At 71.7% G+C, this 14,839-nt stretch carries 18 protein-coding genes; 12 read left to right on the top strand and 6 right to left on the bottom strand.

Annotated features, from left to right (window positions below; genetic code table 11):
• Window positions 1-50: 50 nt before the first annotated feature.
• From AVW09_RS10810 to AVW09_RS10820, 3 genes are read left to right on the top strand one after another with little or no spacing between them, the layout of a single operon-like run.
• Window positions 51-803 (top strand): PspA/IM30 family protein, encoded by a 753-nt coding sequence (locus AVW09_RS10810; protein WP_063258075.1) that lies wholly within the window; start codon window positions 51-53, stop codon window positions 801-803.
• Between the two features lie 58 nt (window positions 804-861).
• Window positions 862-1,674: an arginase family protein gene (locus AVW09_RS10815; protein ID WP_063258076.1), complete on the top strand. Its 813-nt coding sequence runs from the start codon at window positions 862-864 to the stop codon at window positions 1,672-1,674.
• Complete coding sequence (locus AVW09_RS10820) at window positions 1,671-2,126, top strand: hypothetical protein (protein WP_063258077.1); 456 nt, start codon at window positions 1,671-1,673, stop codon at window positions 2,124-2,126. The genes AVW09_RS10815 and AVW09_RS10820 overlap by 4 nt, the downstream gene beginning before the upstream one ends.
• Before the next feature lie 30 nt (window positions 2,127-2,156).
• Here the strand turns inward: AVW09_RS10820 and AVW09_RS10825 are convergent, their stop codons facing one another.
• The 3 genes from AVW09_RS10825 to AVW09_RS10835 form a co-directional block, all read right to left on the bottom strand.
• The gene (locus AVW09_RS10825; protein ID WP_063258142.1) at window positions 2,157-2,621 is read right to left on the bottom strand and encodes an SIP domain-containing protein; all 465 of its coding nucleotides are present in this window, start codon (window positions 2,619-2,621) and stop codon (window positions 2,157-2,159) included.
• Between the two features lie 67 nt (window positions 2,622-2,688).
• Window positions 2,689-3,399, bottom strand: coding sequence for a tyrosine-protein phosphatase (locus AVW09_RS10830; protein ID WP_063258078.1), 711 nt, complete (start codon window positions 3,397-3,399; stop codon window positions 2,689-2,691).
• Entirely contained in the window at window positions 3,396-3,911 is a 516-nt protein-coding gene (locus tag AVW09_RS10835) for a carboxymuconolactone decarboxylase family protein (protein WP_063258079.1), read from the bottom strand. Before AVW09_RS10835 ends, AVW09_RS10830 begins: the two co-directional genes overlap by 4 nt.
• 123 nt (window positions 3,912-4,034) lie before the next feature.
• Here AVW09_RS10835 and AVW09_RS10840 point away from each other — a divergent pair, with 123 nt between their 5' ends.
• From AVW09_RS10840 to AVW09_RS10875, 8 genes are all read left to right on the top strand, one after another.
• Window positions 4,035-4,952 (top strand): alpha/beta fold hydrolase, encoded by a 918-nt coding sequence (locus tag AVW09_RS10840; protein WP_063258080.1) that lies wholly within the window; start codon window positions 4,035-4,037, stop codon window positions 4,950-4,952.
• A gap of 122 nt (window positions 4,953-5,074) precedes the next feature.
• Window positions 5,075-6,586, top strand: a complete 1,512-nt coding sequence (locus AVW09_RS10845; protein ID WP_063258081.1) for an ABC transporter substrate-binding protein — start codon at window positions 5,075-5,077, stop codon at window positions 6,584-6,586.
• Window positions 6,583-7,533: an ABC transporter permease gene (locus AVW09_RS10850; protein ID WP_063258082.1), complete on the top strand. Its 951-nt coding sequence runs from the start codon at window positions 6,583-6,585 to the stop codon at window positions 7,531-7,533. Before AVW09_RS10845 ends, AVW09_RS10850 begins: the two co-directional genes overlap by 4 nt.
• A complete protein-coding gene (locus AVW09_RS10855; protein ID WP_063258083.1) occupies window positions 7,530-8,399 on the top strand; it encodes an ABC transporter permease in 870 nt (289 codons plus the stop codon). Before AVW09_RS10850 ends, AVW09_RS10855 begins: the two co-directional genes overlap by 4 nt.
• Window positions 8,396-9,202 carry an ATP-binding cassette domain-containing protein gene (locus AVW09_RS10860; RefSeq protein WP_063258084.1) on the top strand — a complete coding sequence of 269 codons (807 nt, stop codon included), beginning with the start codon at window positions 8,396-8,398 and terminating at the stop codon, window positions 9,200-9,202. The genes AVW09_RS10855 and AVW09_RS10860 overlap by 4 nt, the downstream gene beginning before the upstream one ends.
• Window positions 9,199-9,990 carry an ABC transporter ATP-binding protein gene (locus tag AVW09_RS10865; RefSeq protein ID WP_063258085.1) on the top strand — a complete coding sequence of 264 codons (792 nt, stop codon included), beginning with the start codon at window positions 9,199-9,201 and terminating at the stop codon, window positions 9,988-9,990. Before AVW09_RS10860 ends, AVW09_RS10865 begins: the two co-directional genes overlap by 4 nt.
• Before the next feature lie 63 nt (window positions 9,991-10,053).
• On the top strand, window positions 10,054-11,115 hold the full coding sequence (locus AVW09_RS10870; protein WP_063258086.1) for a M4 family metallopeptidase: 1,062 nt from the start codon (window positions 10,054-10,056) through the stop codon (window positions 11,113-11,115).
• Window positions 11,102-11,425 carry a protealysin inhibitor emfourin gene (locus AVW09_RS10875; protein WP_156496059.1) on the top strand — a complete coding sequence of 108 codons (324 nt, stop codon included), beginning with the start codon at window positions 11,102-11,104 and terminating at the stop codon, window positions 11,423-11,425. The genes AVW09_RS10870 and AVW09_RS10875 overlap by 14 nt, the downstream gene beginning before the upstream one ends.
• 7 nt (window positions 11,426-11,432) lie before the next feature.
• Here the strand turns inward: AVW09_RS10875 and AVW09_RS10880 are convergent, their stop codons facing one another.
• The 3 genes from AVW09_RS10880 to AVW09_RS10890 all read right to left on the bottom strand — a co-directional run bounded on the left by AVW09_RS10880 (window position 11,433) and on the right by AVW09_RS10890 (window position 13,288).
• Window positions 11,433-12,044 (bottom strand): GNAT family N-acetyltransferase, encoded by a 612-nt coding sequence (locus AVW09_RS10880; RefSeq protein WP_063258143.1) that lies wholly within the window; start codon window positions 12,042-12,044, stop codon window positions 11,433-11,435.
• A gap of 63 nt (window positions 12,045-12,107) precedes the next feature.
• Window positions 12,108-12,794, bottom strand: a complete 687-nt coding sequence (locus AVW09_RS10885; protein WP_063258088.1) for a uracil-DNA glycosylase — start codon at window positions 12,792-12,794, stop codon at window positions 12,108-12,110.
• Window positions 12,791-13,288, bottom strand: coding sequence for a phosphoribosyltransferase (locus tag AVW09_RS10890; protein WP_063258089.1), 498 nt, complete (start codon window positions 13,286-13,288; stop codon window positions 12,791-12,793). Before AVW09_RS10890 ends, AVW09_RS10885 begins: the two co-directional genes overlap by 4 nt.
• Window positions 13,289-13,354: 66 nt before the next feature.
• On the opposite strand from AVW09_RS10890, the gene AVW09_RS10895 reads away from it, so the two are divergent.
• Window positions 13,355-14,836 carry an MFS transporter gene (locus AVW09_RS10895; protein ID WP_063258090.1) on the top strand — a complete coding sequence of 494 codons (1,482 nt, stop codon included), beginning with the start codon at window positions 13,355-13,357 and terminating at the stop codon, window positions 14,834-14,836.
• Window positions 14,837-14,839 lie beyond the last annotated feature (3 nt).

The following is a 14,839-nucleotide window of genomic DNA, read 5'->3' on the forward strand; positions in this document are numbered from 1 at the left end:
TAGAAACCGGCACCAGACTCGACAGGGTCGCCTCAGGAAGGAAATCCCGCATGGCCAAGCAGTCCATCTTCGGTCGGATCTCGACCCTCGTCCGCGCGAACATCAATGCGCTCCTCGACCAGGCCGAGGACCCGCAGAAGATGCTCGATCAGCTCGTTCGCGACTACTCCAACTCGATCGCCGACGCCGAGTCCGCGATCGCCGAGACCATCGGCAATCTGCGCCTGCTCGAGCGCGATCACCAGGAAGACGTCCAGGCCGCCGCGGAGTGGGGCAACAAGGCGCTCGCCGCGAGCCGCAAGGGCGACGAACTGCGCGCCGCCGGCAACGCGAGCGAGGCCGACAAGTTCGACAACCTCGCCAAGATCGCGCTGCAGCGTCAGATCACCGCCGAGACCGAGGCCAAGGCCGCCGAGCCCACGATCGCGTCGCAGACCGAGGTCGTCGACAAGCTCAAGGACGGCCTCAACGGCATGAAGACCAAGCTCGAGCAGCTGAAGTCGAAGCGCAGCGAGCTGCTCGCCCGCGCCAAGGTCGCCGAGGCCCAGAACAAGGTCCACGATGCGGTGAAGTCGATCGACGTCCTGGACCCGACGAGCGAACTCGGGCGTTTCGAGGACAAGATCCGCCGCGAGGAGGCCCTCGCGGCCGGCAAGCAGGAACTGGCCGCGTCCAGCATCGACGCGCAGTTCAACGCCCTCGAGGACGTGGGCGAGCTCACCGAGGTCGAGGCGCGTCTGGCCGCGCTGAAGACCGGCGGTCCGCAGCGCGCCGCGATCGACGCTCCCAGCACCGACATCTGATCCGGGAGCGCACCGCCGTCCGGCGGTGCGCTCCTCCCTTCCTCTGGACAGGCAGGCCATGACGCGTTTCGTGATCGCCCCGCAGTGGCAGGGCTCGTCGTCCGCGCGCGCGATGCAGTTGATCGACGGGGCCGAAGCCATCGCCGGCGACCTGCCGCGCGCCGCGACGACCTTCCTGGAGGCCCCGCGGGAGGCCGGCGATTCCCAGGGGAGCGGCATCCACCGCCTCAGCGCCGTCGTGCGCATGCGCGAGCGCATCGAGGATGCGGTCCGCGTGAGCGACGAGCCCGTCGTGACGATCGGGGGCGACTGCGGCGTCGCGCTGGGCGCGGTCTCGGCGGTCGCGGGTGACGACCTCGCCCTCGTCTGGATCGACGCGCATCCCGACCTGAACGTCGCCGAGTCCTCCCCCAGCGGCGCCTTCACCGGAATGGTGCTGCGGAGCATCCTCGGTGAGGGCGAGCCGGTCGTCCGCCTCACCCCCGGCATCGAACCGAGCCGTGTCGTGCTCGCCGGCACCCGAGCCTGGGATGCCGAGGAGGAACGCTTCGTCGAGGAGCACGGCATCCGCACGGTCGGCGTGAGAGATCTCGCCGACCCCGAAGCGCTGGCCGAGGCCGTCGCCGCGACGGGCGCTTCCCGTGTCTTCGTGCACATCGACCTCGACGTCCTGGACCCGTCGGAGATCGCGGGCGTCGCGAGCCCCGTCCCCTTCGGTGTCACGGCGGTCGAGATCGTGGCATCCCTCCGCCGTCTCCGCGAGCGGGTGCCCCTCGCCGGCGCCACGATCACGGAGTTCTTCCCGTCGTCACCCGCCGCGGCGGTCGACGACCTCGGCACGATCCTCCGGCTGATCGGCGCTCTCGCGTGAGCCCGATCCCCCACCCGCCCGCCGGCTGGCGCGAACGCGCCGACCGCGCCGTCGCCCGGGGCCGCCGTTTCGACCGCTTCATCCCCTCGATGCTGCTGGACTCCCCCGTCAGCCGCGTCGGGTTCTGGTACGGGCGCACGGTCGGCTGGGTCTGGGGCTCGATGTGGAGCACCGGGCGCATCGAGCGCCGCAACGGCCTCTGGGTCTTCCGCGGGCTTCCGTCGTGGGCGTTCCCGCGCGGCGGGGTGTGCGTCGGCGACTGCTTCCTGACCGGTGACGTGCCGCCGAGCGACGCCGTCCTCGGACACGAGGCCGTGCACGCGCGCCAGTGGCGCCGCTACGGCTTCCTCATGCCGCTGCTGTACTTCCTCGCGGGGCGGGATCCGCTGCGCAACCGCTTCGAGATCGAAGCCGGGCTGGTCGAGGGGAACTACGTCCCGCGCGGAGCGTGAGACGTGGCGCGCGCGTCGCGGCGCAGGGCCTCAGCGGGCGGTGGCGAGACCGAAACGCGCCGGCGTGTGGATCGCAGCCGCGTCGACGCCGTGGCGCGACGTCAGATCGTCGACGATCTCGGCCGTTCCGAGGAACCCGCCGGTGAGGAAGATGCGGGTGGCGTCGTCGTCGCAGCACAGCATCTCGCCGGCCCACCCCGAAACGGCCCGCGTGAGAGCCTGACCGGGAGCGCACGCCCGACCCGTGCCGGGAGCCCCGGCACGTCGCGAACGGTCGAGCCAGGTCACCGTCATCCGCGCCGGCGCCGCGATCGTGGTGATCCACGACGCGTCGGGAACCTCCACGAAGATGCGGCCGGTCGAGCAGATCGGCAGCGTCGCGAGGAGCGCCTCCATCTCGGCGAGCGACGTCTCGTCGGCCGTGATGAGGTGCTGCACGCGCGTGTGGCGCGAGGAGCGGCAGGCGGCGGCGTTGTGCTCGGCGGAGGTGGACATGATGGCGTCCACTATACCCGCGATGAAGGGTTGCCTAACCTGTGTAGAGCCCTTGGGCGCGGGTCCGTCACTCGACGAGCGCGGCTCGCAGGCGGTCGAGTTCGACCTCGGTCAGACCGTGCGCCCGCAGGAAGTCGGCGGGCGAACCGTACCTCGCGTCCAGGCGCTCCAGCAGCGCCCGCATGACGGGAGCCGGAGAGCGGGTGGCGAGCTCCTCGGCGTGCCGGATCTCGGGATGCAGCGACCGGATGCCGGCGACCACCCGGCGATTGCGTTCGGCGGGGAGGAGCCCCTCGGTGCGGGCGTAGTCCTCCACCACGGCGTCCCGGTCCACCCCCGCCGCGGCGAGCGCGATCGCGACCGTGACGCCCGTGCGGTCCTTGCCGACGGTGCAGTGAATGAGCACGGGCTGCGCTCCCGCGATCTGGCGCACGGCGTCGACGATGCGATCCGCGGAACCCTCGACGAGCTCGTCGTACAGCTCTCCCAGGCTCACGTCCCGCTCGAAGAACGACTCGACCGACCCCAGGAACAGGGGAACCCGCCGAACCTCGACGTCGAGGCCGTCGAGCCGGCTGGGCTCCCACCGGACCTCGTCGTCATCACGAAGGTCGACGATGCGCCGCAGGCCGAGGCCGTCGAGCGTGCGCAGACCGGCGTCGTCGACCCGCACGAGGTTGCCGGAGCGGTAGAGCACCCCCGAGCGCGTGCGCCCCGCGCCGGCGGGAAGTCCGCCGACGTCGCGGAAGTTCAGCGCACCCGAGACGAGCGACGTCACGCGGTCCCCCCGTGTTCGTGCGCCACCGGCGACGGCGCGGCACCGGCGCCCGCGCGCGGCGGTACCGGGTACCGCCCCGCGATCGCGACCCGGTTGAAGGCGTTGATGGCGACGAGGATCCAGCTGAGCGCCACGTACTCGGCTTCGCTCAGGATGCCGCCCGCCCGGTCGTACACCTCGTCGGGGATGCCGTCCTCGTGGATGAACGTGAACGACTCGGTGAGCTCGAGCGCCGCGCGCTCCCGCTCGTCGAACACCCCCGACTCGCGCCAGGTCGCGATCTGCGCGATGGTGTCGGCATCCACCCCCGCCGCGACCGCCCCGTCCACGTGGACGCGGACGCAGTAGGCGCAGCCGTTGAGCTGCGACGCGTGGATCTGCACGATCTCGCGGAGCCGCGCGTCGATGCCCGCGGCGGCCGCGACACCCCCGACCGCCTTCGAGAACGACCGCAGCGCGGCGTACGCCTCGGGAGCCTTCTTCGACAGGTGCACGCGTCGTTCCTCGCTCATGCGGACAGCCTAGGGCGGTCCTCGGACGCCGGGCGGGGCGGCATCCGAATCCCGGAGGGTCCCGTGTGTCCGTCGGAGTCCGCCCGCTGGCGACCGGCGGAACCGGGTGGAAGGCTGGGCGGCATGCCCGAGACCGACGAGTTCTCCTTCCTCCCCGCCCAGGCCGCCGGCGCCGGCGTCGATGTGCCGCGCGTCGCCCGGGTGAGCCTCACGCTGCCGGACGGACGCACCCTCAGCGGGCTGCGCTGGGGCGACGCCCCGCCGGTCGCGACGTTCCTCCACGGCGCGGGACTCAACGCGCACACGTGGGACACGACGCTGCTCCACCTGGGCGTGCCGGCCCTCGCGCTCGACCTCGCGGGGCACGGCGACTCGTCGTGGCGCGAGGATGCCGCCTATGTCGGCCGGGTGCTCGCGCCCGATATCGCTGCCGCGCTCGAAGCCTGGACGGACCGTCCGCAGGTCGTCGTGGGGCAGTCGCTGGGCGGCCTCACGGCCGCGGCCCTGGCGGCATCCCGTCCGGATCTCGTCGCCCAGGTCGTGATCGTCGACATCACGCCCGGCATCGATCCCAGCGGCGGCCCGGCCCAGCTGCGCGCCTTCTTCGCCGGCCCCACCGACTGGGCCACGCGCGAGGAACTCGTCGAGAAGGCACTCTCGTTCGGTCTCGGCGGCGCGCGCGAGGCCGCCGAACGCGGCGTCTTCCTGAACACCCGCGTGCGCCCGGACGGGCGTGTGGAGTGGAAGCACCACTTCGCCCACCTGGCCGCGGCGGCCGCGGCGAGCGGCGCCGACCTCGGAACCCCGGATGCCGTGCGGGCGGTGCTCGCGTCGACCGGCTGGGACGACATCGAGGCGGTCCGCGCCCCGATCCTCTTCGTCCGCGGCGAGCGCGGCTTCGTCACGGCGGAGGACGCCGATGAACTCGTCCGGCGGGCGCAGGCTGCGGAAGTCCGGACGGTGGCGACCGGACACAACGTCCAGGAGGAGGACCCCACAGGCCTCGCGGCGCTCGTGCTCGAACGGCTCGAGCGCGCCTGAGAGCGCGTCGCGAAAGGTCACACGGGCGCCCGGAGCAACGGGTGAAAGTAGGCTGGATCCACCCCACCCCACGGCTCCACAGCACTCGGATGCCGTGGGTCTTGCGAAAGGACACTCCCGCAATGCTGCGCCGTACCGCTCTCGCCACGAGCGCGCTCCTGATCGGAGCACTCCTGCTGACGTCCTGCACCGGGACCACGTCCCAGCCCACGGCGACGGGCGTCCCCGACCCGAACGCCACCCTTACCGTCCGGTTGTCGCTGGAACCGTCGAACCTCGACATCCGCCACACCAGCGGCGCCGCGCTCGACCAGGCGCTCGTCGACAACGTCTACCAGGGCCTCGTGACCCGCAACGGCGACGACGGCAACGCCATCGTCCCCGAGCTCGCGACGGACTGGAAGGTGTCCTCCGACGGCCTCACCTACACCTTCACCCTGCGTCCGGGCGTGACCTTCCACGACGGCAGCGCGCTGACCGCCGATGACGTCGTCACGTCGCTCCAGACCGCGAAGGACGACGCGTCGGTCCAGAGCAGCGGCGACCTCGCCGGTGTCGCCTCCATCACGTCGACCGATCCGACGACGGTCGTCATCACGCTCGCGCAGCCCGACATCAACTTCCTCTTCGCGCTCACCGGCCGGGCCGGGCTGATCTTCAAGAGCAACGACACCACCAACTTCGAGACCTCGACGAACGGCACCGGGCCCTTCTCGGTCTCGTCGTGGAACACCGGTCAGAGCCTGACGCTCACCCGCAACGACGCCTACTGGGGCGAGAAGGCGGGCGTCGCCGAGGTCGTGCTCGACTACATCCCCGACCAGAGCGCCGCCATCAACGCGGCCGTCAGCGGCGACGTCGACGCGGCCCTCGAGATCGACCCCGAACTGAAGAGCCAGCTCGACGGAGCGGCAGGCTTCCACATCGAGTCGGGCCTCACCACCGACAAGGGCACGCTCGCCTTCAACAATGCGCGCGCACCCCTCAACGACCAGCGCGTGCGCGAAGCGCTGCGCCTCTCGATCGACCACCAGGCGCTCATCGACACGCTCGGCTCCGGCCAGACGCTGTACGGCCCGATCCCGCCGCTCGACCCGGGCTACGAGGACCTCTCCGGCAGCATCTCGTACAACCCCGACCGGGCCCGTCAACTCCTCGCCGAAGCCGGCGCCTCGAACCTCTCGCTGACGCTGACGATCCCGAGCGTCTACCCGGGCACGATCGCGACGTTTTTGGTGTCGTCGTTCGCGGACGTCGGCGTCAAGCTCGAGGTGAAGTCGGTCGACTTCCCCACGTGGCTCAAGGACGTCTACACCAACCACGACTACGACCTGAGCTTCGTGCGCCACGTCGAGGCCCGCGACTTCGGCAACTTCGCCAACCCGTCGTACTACTTCGGCTACGACAACCCGAAGGTGCAGAGTCTGTACGCGCAGGCCCTCGCCACCACCGACGAACAGCAGTCGTCCGACTACCTGGCGGAGGCCGCGCGCATCGTGTCCGACGAGGATGCCGCGGACTGGCTGTTCCTCTCGGCCCCGCTGACCGCGGTGGCCGACAACGTCGCGAACTTCCCGAAGAACTCCCTCAACGTGCGTCTGCCGCTGGCGGGTGTGACGGTCTCGTCGGAGTGACCCGTTACGCGCTGACACGGCTGGGCCTGCTCGTTCTGGGCCTGGCCGTGTCGAGCGTGCTGATCTTCCTGTCGCTGCGGGTCCTGCCCGGCGATGTCGCGCTGCTCCTCGGCGGGACGCAGGCGACGCCCGAGCAGATCGCCGCGCTGCGCGAGAACCTCGGGCTCACGCTGCCGCTCTGGCAGCAGTACGGCGACTGGATCGGCGGGGTGCTGCGCGGAGACCTGGGCACGTCGCTGATCACGGGCGTCTCGGTGGGTTCTGAACTCGCCGACAAGGCGCAGGTCACCGTCCCGCTGGCCGCGATGTCGCTCACGGTGGCCCTCGTGGTGGGTCTCCCCTTCGGCGTGCTGTCGGCGCTGCGCCGCGGTCGCGCGGACGGCACCGCGCTCAGCGTCGGGGCGCAGGCGCTGGCCGCGGTCCCGGTGGTCTGGGCCGGCATGATGCTCGTGGTCGTCTTCGCCGTGTGGCTCGGGTGGCTGCCGCCGCAGGGCTTCCCGCGCTCGGGGTGGCACGATCCGGCGGCGGCGTTCCGCGCGCTCGTCCTCCCGGCCGTCACGATCGGCGTGGTCGAGGGCGCGATGCTGCTGCGATTCGTCCGCAGCGCGACGCTGCAGGCGATGGGTCAGGACTACGTCCGCACCGCGGCCGCGAAGGGACTCACGCGCACGCGCGCCCTGCTGTCGCACGGCCTCCCCAACGTCGGTCTGTCCGTCGTGACCGTCCTCGGCCTGCAGATCGCGGGCATCATCGTGGGCGCGGTCGTGATCGAGCAGCTGTTCACGCTCCCCGGGATCGGGCGGATGCTCGTGGCCGACGTCGCGGCTCGGGATCTCCCGAAGGTCCAGGGCGAACTGCTCGCCCTCACCGGCTTCGTCCTCGTGGTGGGTTTCCTGGTCGACCTCGTGCACCGTCTACTCGACCCCCGTCAGCGGGAGGCCGCATGAAGACGCTGCGTCGGCTGTGGGGCATCGGCACGGGACGGTTCGGCATCCTGGTCGTCGCCGTCATCCTGCTCACCGCGATCGTGTCGCTCGTGTGGACCCCGTTCGATCCCGGGACCGTCGACGCGCGCGCCCGCTGGACCGATCCGTCCTGGCCGCACGTCCTCGGGACTGACGGCAGCGGACGCGACCTCCTGAGCCTGCTCATGGCGGGTGCCCGCACGACCGTGGTGGTCGCGGTGGGCGCCGGGGTCGTGGCATCCCTCCTCGGTCTCGCTCTCGCAGCCCTCGGCGCTCTCACGGCGCGGTGGGTGCGGGAGAGCGTGGCCGTGCTCGTCGACATCCTCGTCGCGTTCCCCGTGCTGATCATCGCGATGATGATCACCGCCGTCTGGGGCGGATCGCTCGCGGTGGTGATCTGGTCGGTGGGCATCGGGTTCGGCGTGAACATCGCGCGCGTGACGCGGCCGGAGCTGCGCCGTGTACTGCAGAGCGACTTCGTGCTGGCCGGGCGCGCGAGCGGGCTCAGCCCCGCGCAGAACCTCGTCCGGCATCTGCTCCCGAACGTCGCGCCGGTGTTCATCGTGCAGTTGTCGTGGGGCATGGCCGTCGCGGTGCTCGCGGAGGCCGGCCTGTCCTACCTCGGCTTCGGCGCGCCGATCACCCAACCGTCGTGGGGCGTGCTGCTGAGCGACCTCCAGTCCTACATCTCGGTCCACCCACTGACGGTGGTCTGGCCCGGCCTCGCGATCACCTTCACGGTGCTCGGCCTGAACCTGCTCGGCGACGCGCTGCGCGAGGCCGCCGATCCGACCCTCTCCGACCGGACGCCGCAGGCCCGGACCCACGTCCCGGGGGTGGTCGCGTGAGCCTCGAGGTGGCGGACCTGCACATCGAGATCGGGGGTCGTGCGGTCGTCGACGGCGTGAGTTTCACCGTCCCGGACGGCGCCCGGGTCGGACTCATCGGCGAATCTGGGTCCGGCAAGTCCCTGACGGCCCTCGCGGTGCTGGGCCTGCTCCCGGATGCCGCGACCGCCACGGGAAGCGTCCGCTGGAACGGCCGCGAGATCCTCGGGCTCCCCGACCGCGAGCTCGCGCGGCTGCGCGGCGACGACATCGGCATCGTCTTCCAGGAGCCGCGCACGGCCCTGAACCCCATCCGCACCGTCGGGCGTCAGATCGGCGAGTCGATCCGGATCCACGAGGGTCTCTCGCGGCGCGAGGCGCTCCGCCGCGCCGTCGCGGAGGCCGAACGCGTCGCGCTCCCCGACCCCGCGCGGATCGTGGCGCGCTACCCGCACCAGCTCTCCGGCGGCCAGCGCCAGCGCGTGGCGATCGCGATGGCCCTCGCGTGCCGTCCCCGGCTGCTCATCGCCGACGAGCCGACCACCGCGCTCGACGTGACGATCCAGGCCGGCATCCTGTCGCTCCTGCGTTCTCTGGTTCAGGATGCCGGGATGTCGCTGGTCTTCATCACGCACGACCTCGCGGTCCTCGCGCAGGTCGCGACCCACGCCGTCGTGCTCGAGCACGGGCGCGTCGTCGAGGAGGGCGCGGTGGCGGAGCTGCTGCGCTCCCCCGCGTCGCCGGTCACGCGCGCGCTCCTGCGGGATGCGACCGCGACGCTGTGGCATCCGGAGATCCGACGCGACGAGGAGGGCGCACCGTGAGCGACGTGATCGTGCACGCCCGGGGCCTGTCCCGGACGTATCTGACCCCCCGCACGCGCGGATTCGGCCGCGCCGAACGCACCGCCGGCCTGCAGGATGTGGATCTCTCGGTCCGCGCAGGCTCGGCGGTCGGGATCATCGGCGAATCAGGGTCGGGCAAGTCCACCCTCGTGCGCCTGCTGCTCGGGCTGGACATCCCCACGGGGGGCACCGTCGAGGTGGAGGGACGCCCCGTCGACGCCCGCGGCTCGGCGCGGTCGCTGCACTGGCTGCGGCGGAGCACCGGGATCGTGTTCCAGGACCCGTACGCCTCGCTCGACCCGCGCATGAGCGTCGGCCGCATCGTCGGGGAGCCGCTGTGGGCGCTCGGCATCGAGGGTGACCGACGGGCCCGCGTGCGCGAGGTGCTGGAGCAGGTCGGTCTGGACCGGGATGCCGCGGACCGTTTCCCGCATCAGTTCTCGGGCGGCCAGCGCCAGCGCATCGCCCTGGCCCGCGCGATCGTGCACCGCCCGCGCATCCTCGTCGGCGACGAGCCGCTGTCAGCCCTCGACGTCACGGTGCGCGCGCAGATCCTGCGGCTCCTCGCCGACCTGCGCGCCGAGCAGCAGCTGACGCTCGTGCTCGTCTCGCACGACATCGGCGTCGTGCAGAACGTGTGCGACGAGGTCGTCGTGATGAAGGACGGCCGGATCGTCGAGCAGGGACCGACCGAGAAGGTCCTCCTGCAGCCCCAGGCGGCCTACACGCGGCAGCTCCTCGCGTCGGTGCCCACGCTCCCCGCCTGAGGGCTCCGCACGAGTTCTCCACAAGGGATGCCACGTGTCGGTGGCCCGCGTTAGCCTCGCCGCATGACCCCCGGCATCGTTCCCCCCTTCCTCCTCGATCGGCTCGCGACGACCGACGATCCGCGCCTCGCGCGGGCCGCGGCCGCGGCGCGGAAGACCCTCACCGTCCCGCGTCCCGCGCGCCCCGTCCGCACACGGCTGCGCCTGTCCATCGACGAGGGGGCGCTCGTTGCCGAGACCGTGCCCGCGCCCGATCGCGTGATCTCGGATGCCGCGAACACGGAGCGGCTGCCCGGACGACGCGTCCGCACCGAGGACGATGGCCCCACCGGTGACCGATCGGTCGACGAGGCGTACGACGGACTCGGCGCGACGTTCGACTTCTTCTGGGACGCGTTCGCGCGCGACGGCATCGACGGCGCGGGCGGATCACTGCTGGCGACCGTGCACTTCGGCGACGACTACGACAACGCGTTCTGGAACGGCGAGCGCATGGTGTTCGGCGACGGCGACGGTGACGTGTTCACCGGCTTCACGCGGTCGCTCAGCGTGATAGCCCACGAGCTCGGACACGGCGTGACCGAGGCCGCCGGCGGCCTGGAGTACCAGGGGCAGTCGGGCGCGCTGAACGAGTCGCTCTCCGACGTGTTCGGCGCCCTCGCGGAACAGCACGCGCTCGGGCAGACCGCCGACGAAGCCACGTGGCTCATCGGGGCCGGTATCTTCGCCGAGGACGTGCAGGGCACGGCCTTGCGCTCGATGTCCGCCCCCGGCACCGCGTACGACGACGACGACGTGCTCGGCAAGGACCCGCAGCCCGGGCACATGCGCGACTACGTCGAGACCTCCGACGACAACGGCGGCGTCCACATCAACTCCGGCATCCCCAATCGCGCGTTCTTCCTCGTGGCGAGCCGGCTCGGTGGCAACGCGTGGGAGCGGGCCGGGTCCATCTGGTACCGGACGCTGACCTCCGGGTCGCTGTCCCCCGCCACCGACTTCGCAGGCTTCGCGGCGGCCACGCTCGCGACAGCGACCGCGGAGTACGGTGGAACCTCGGAGGAGGTCGACGCCGTCCGCGCCGCGTGGGCCGAGGTGGGCGTCACGAAGGATGCCAGAGCCTGACACGAGCGACGACCGAATGGTCATCGTCGTCGTGCGCTCGGGCGGCATCGCCGGTCTGTCGAAGCAGTGGCGGACCGAACCCGCACCCGATCACCGACCGCACTGGCGGCGGCTCGTCGAGAGCTGCCCGTGGGACGCCGTCCCCGCGGCATCCCCGGGCGCCGACCGCTACCAGTGGCGCATCGAAGTCGACGAGGGCGACGCTGCGACACGCCGGGCGCAACTGAGCGACGGGCAGGTGGAGGGACCGTGGCGGGTGCTCGTCGACGAGGTCCGTCAGTCCGCGACGCCGAAAAGGGGCGGTCGCTGACCCGCCCTCAGCCGAACAGCTTCCGGCGCTTCTTCTTCGACGGGATGCTCTTCTGGAGGTAGACGACGCCCAGCCACCGGCCGAACTTGAAGCCGACGCGTCCCATCCGGCCGACCTCGGTGAACCCGAGCTTCTCGTGCAGGGCGATCGACGCCTCCGCGCCCTTGTCGCTGATGGCCGCGACCATCTCGCGGATCCCCTTCTCGGCGCACGCGTCGATCAGGGCTTCCAGCAGCGCGCGTCCGAGCCCCTTACCGGATGCCGCCTGGCCCAGGTAGATCGAGTTCTCGACCGTGTACCGGTACGCCGACTTCGACTGCCACGGCTGCACCAGCGCGTAGCCGAGGATCTGTCCGCTCGGCGCCTCGGCGACGAGGAACGGCAGGTCGATCTGCTTCAGCTTGTCGAACTTCTCGCGCCACCGGGCGATCGACCAGGGCTTCTCGTCGAACGTCACGACCGAGTTGCGGACGTAGTAGTTGTAGATCTCGCGGATGTCGGGGATGTCGCCCTCGGTGGCCGGGCGGATCACGTACGAGAACGGTCGCTCCGGCTCCGGTGCACGACGTAGGTGCGCCGGCAGCCTCCGCCGACTCTTCTCGTACTCCTCTTCCAGCACGCGAGCCACTCTACGGGGGCACCGGTTTCGCGCGGGTAACCCCGCGGATCGCGGATCCGCGCGTCAGGAGGGGAGGCTCCAGTCCACGGGTGCGGCTCCCTGCTCCTCGAGCAGCGCGTTCACCCGCGAGAACGGCCGGGAACCGAAGAACCCGCGGCTGGCCGAGAGCGGCGACGGGTGCGCGGAGGACACGATCGCGGTGTCGCCGAGCAACGGCGTGAGGTTCGCGGCATCCCTCCCCCACAGCACGGCGACGAGCGGCGCGTCCCGCGCGACCAGGCTGCGGATCGCGTGCTCGGTGACGCGTTCCCAGCCCCACCCGCGGTGGGATGCCGGCGCCCCGGGGGCGACGGTGAGGACCTTGTTCAGCAGCATCACGCCCTGCCCGGCCCACGCCGACAGGTCGCCGTGCGGCGCGGGAGGAATGCCGAGGTCGTCCGACAGCTCGCGGTAGATGTTCGACAGGCTGCGGGGCAGCGGCCGCACGTGCGGGTCCACGGCGAAGGACAGACCGATCGGATGCCCCGGTGTCGGATACGGATCCTGCCCGACGATGAGCACGCGAACGGCGTCGATCGGGGTCCGGAACGCCCGCAGCACGAGGTCGCCGGCCGGCAGGTACGGCTTCCCCTCGGCGCGCAGTCGCGCCCCGATGTCGGCGATGTCGCCCGCCACCGGCGAGAGCGGCTCGACCCACGAGGAGTCGATGAGGCCCGCGTCCGCGAGCTCGGCGAGAGACTTCGCCGTCACGCCGCGTCTTCCTCGTGCACCGACCCCTGGAACGACCACGGGAAGTCGATCCAGAGCGACGTGTCCTTCCACGCGTAGTCGGGCGTGATGATGGTGGTCGGCTTCGTGTAGATGACGGCCGAGCGAGCCTCGGCGCCCTGGGCGTTGAGGAGCTTCACGGCGAGGTCGAGCGTGCGACCGCTGTCGGCGACGTCGTCGACGAGCAGGACGCGGCGTCCCGCGAGGTAGGACAGGTCGAGGGCGGGCGGCAGCACCTCGGGGGCATCGAGGACCGTGCCGATGCCGGTGTAGAACTCCACGTTGAGGGCGCCGCAGTTCTTGACGCCGAGACCGTAGGCGATGGCACCGCCGGGCAGCAGTCCGCCGCGCGCGATCGCGACCACCACCTCGGGGTGGAAGCCGTCGGCGACGATCGCCCGGGAGATGTCGCGCGTCGCCACCCCGAAGTCGTCCCAGGTCAGTCGCTCGCGCTCGTCGGTCGTCGTCTCCGCCACGCGGATCCCCTCTCTTCGTGTGCCTTTCACCCTAGGGTGTCCCCCGCGCGGTGCTAGCCTCGCGCCATGTCGCGCGTCTCCGGCGCGGTCGGTCGGGTGCGCGGGTCCGCGCTCGGGGTGACCGCGGGCCTCATCGGGTGGTTCGTGCTGGTCGAGCTCGCCAGCGGCATCCTGCAGGGGTACTACGTGCCCCTCCTCCCCGACATCGTCGTGCACCTCGGCATCCGGGATGCCGACGTCAACTGGTTCGAGGCGGCGCAGTTGCTGCTCTCGGCGCTGGTGCTCCCCGTGCTGGCGAAACTCGGCGACGTGTTCGGGCACAAGCGCATCCTGCTGATCTCCGCGCTCGCGACGGCGGCGGCGAGCTGGTGGCTGGTGTTCGCCGACACGTTCCCGACGTTCCTCGCCGCGTGGGCGCTGCAGGGCTTCTACGTCGTGTGGCTGCCGCTGGAGATCGCGCTGATCTTCGACCGCGGCCGGCGGCAGAGCCGCGGCGTGTCCCAGACGCGCCGCGCCGCGGGACTCCTCGTCGTGGGTCTCCAGGTCGGCGCGATCGCGGGTGCCCTCGCCGCCGGGCGCCTCTTCGCGGCCACGGGCGGCAACCTGCGGCTGGCGCTGATGATCCCGGCGATCGCCGTCACGCTGGTGTCGCTCGTGATCTGGCTCGGCGTGCCCGAGTCGGAGCGGATGCCGGGTACCCGGCGCCTCGACGTCGGCGGGTTCGTGCTCCTCGCCGCCGCCCTGCTGTGTCTCACGGGCGCGCTGTCGTTCGTGCGGCTTCCCGCCGGTCCCGGTCCCGCGGTGATCGTTCCTCTCCTCGTCGTCGGAGCGGTGCTGCTCGTCGTGTTCGTCCGGTTCGAGCTGCGACGCGACGACCCGGCCGTCGACATCCGCGTGCTCCGGCGCCCCGAGATGTGGCCGGTGCAGGCGACGTCGTTCCTCGTCGGCATCAGTCTCCTGGGCGCCCAGGGTCCGCTCGCGACGTACGCCGGCACCGACCGATCGCTCGGCTACGGACTCGGATTGGATGCCACCGACCGCTCGAACGTGATCGGCGTGTACCTGGTCTCGCTGATCATCGGCGCGATCGTGTTCGCCGTCACCTCGCGCCGCGCCAGTCCCCGCGTGGTGCTGATCGGGGCCGCGGCCCTGGTCGGCCTGGGCTACGTGCTCCTCCTCCCCCTCCACACCGAGCTGTGGGAGGTGCTGCTGTGCCTCGCGATCGCCGGCCTCGGCTCGGGCGCGCTGGTCGCGGCCATGCCGGCGGCGGCCGCAGCCGCAGCTCCGCGCGGGCAGACGGGCGTGGCATCCGCCCTCACCAACACCACCAAGACCATCGGCGGCACCATGTCGTCGGCGGTGTTCGGGGTGGTGCTCGAGGGGGGAGCGGGTGCGGCCGTCGCGGCGACCGCCGCCCCGCTCGCGGGTTACATCACCGTGTGGACGATCTGCGCGGCGGGCGGGTTCCTGGCCGCCGTCCTGCTGTTCTTCGTCCCCAAGGTCGCGTTCGCCGACGCTCCCGAGGCCGTGGCCGGCGAGGTGCGCTGAGCG

Source organism: Microbacterium sp. T32, from assembly GCF_001619615.1.
Classification (GTDB): domain Bacteria; phylum Actinomycetota; class Actinomycetes; order Actinomycetales; family Microbacteriaceae; genus Microbacterium.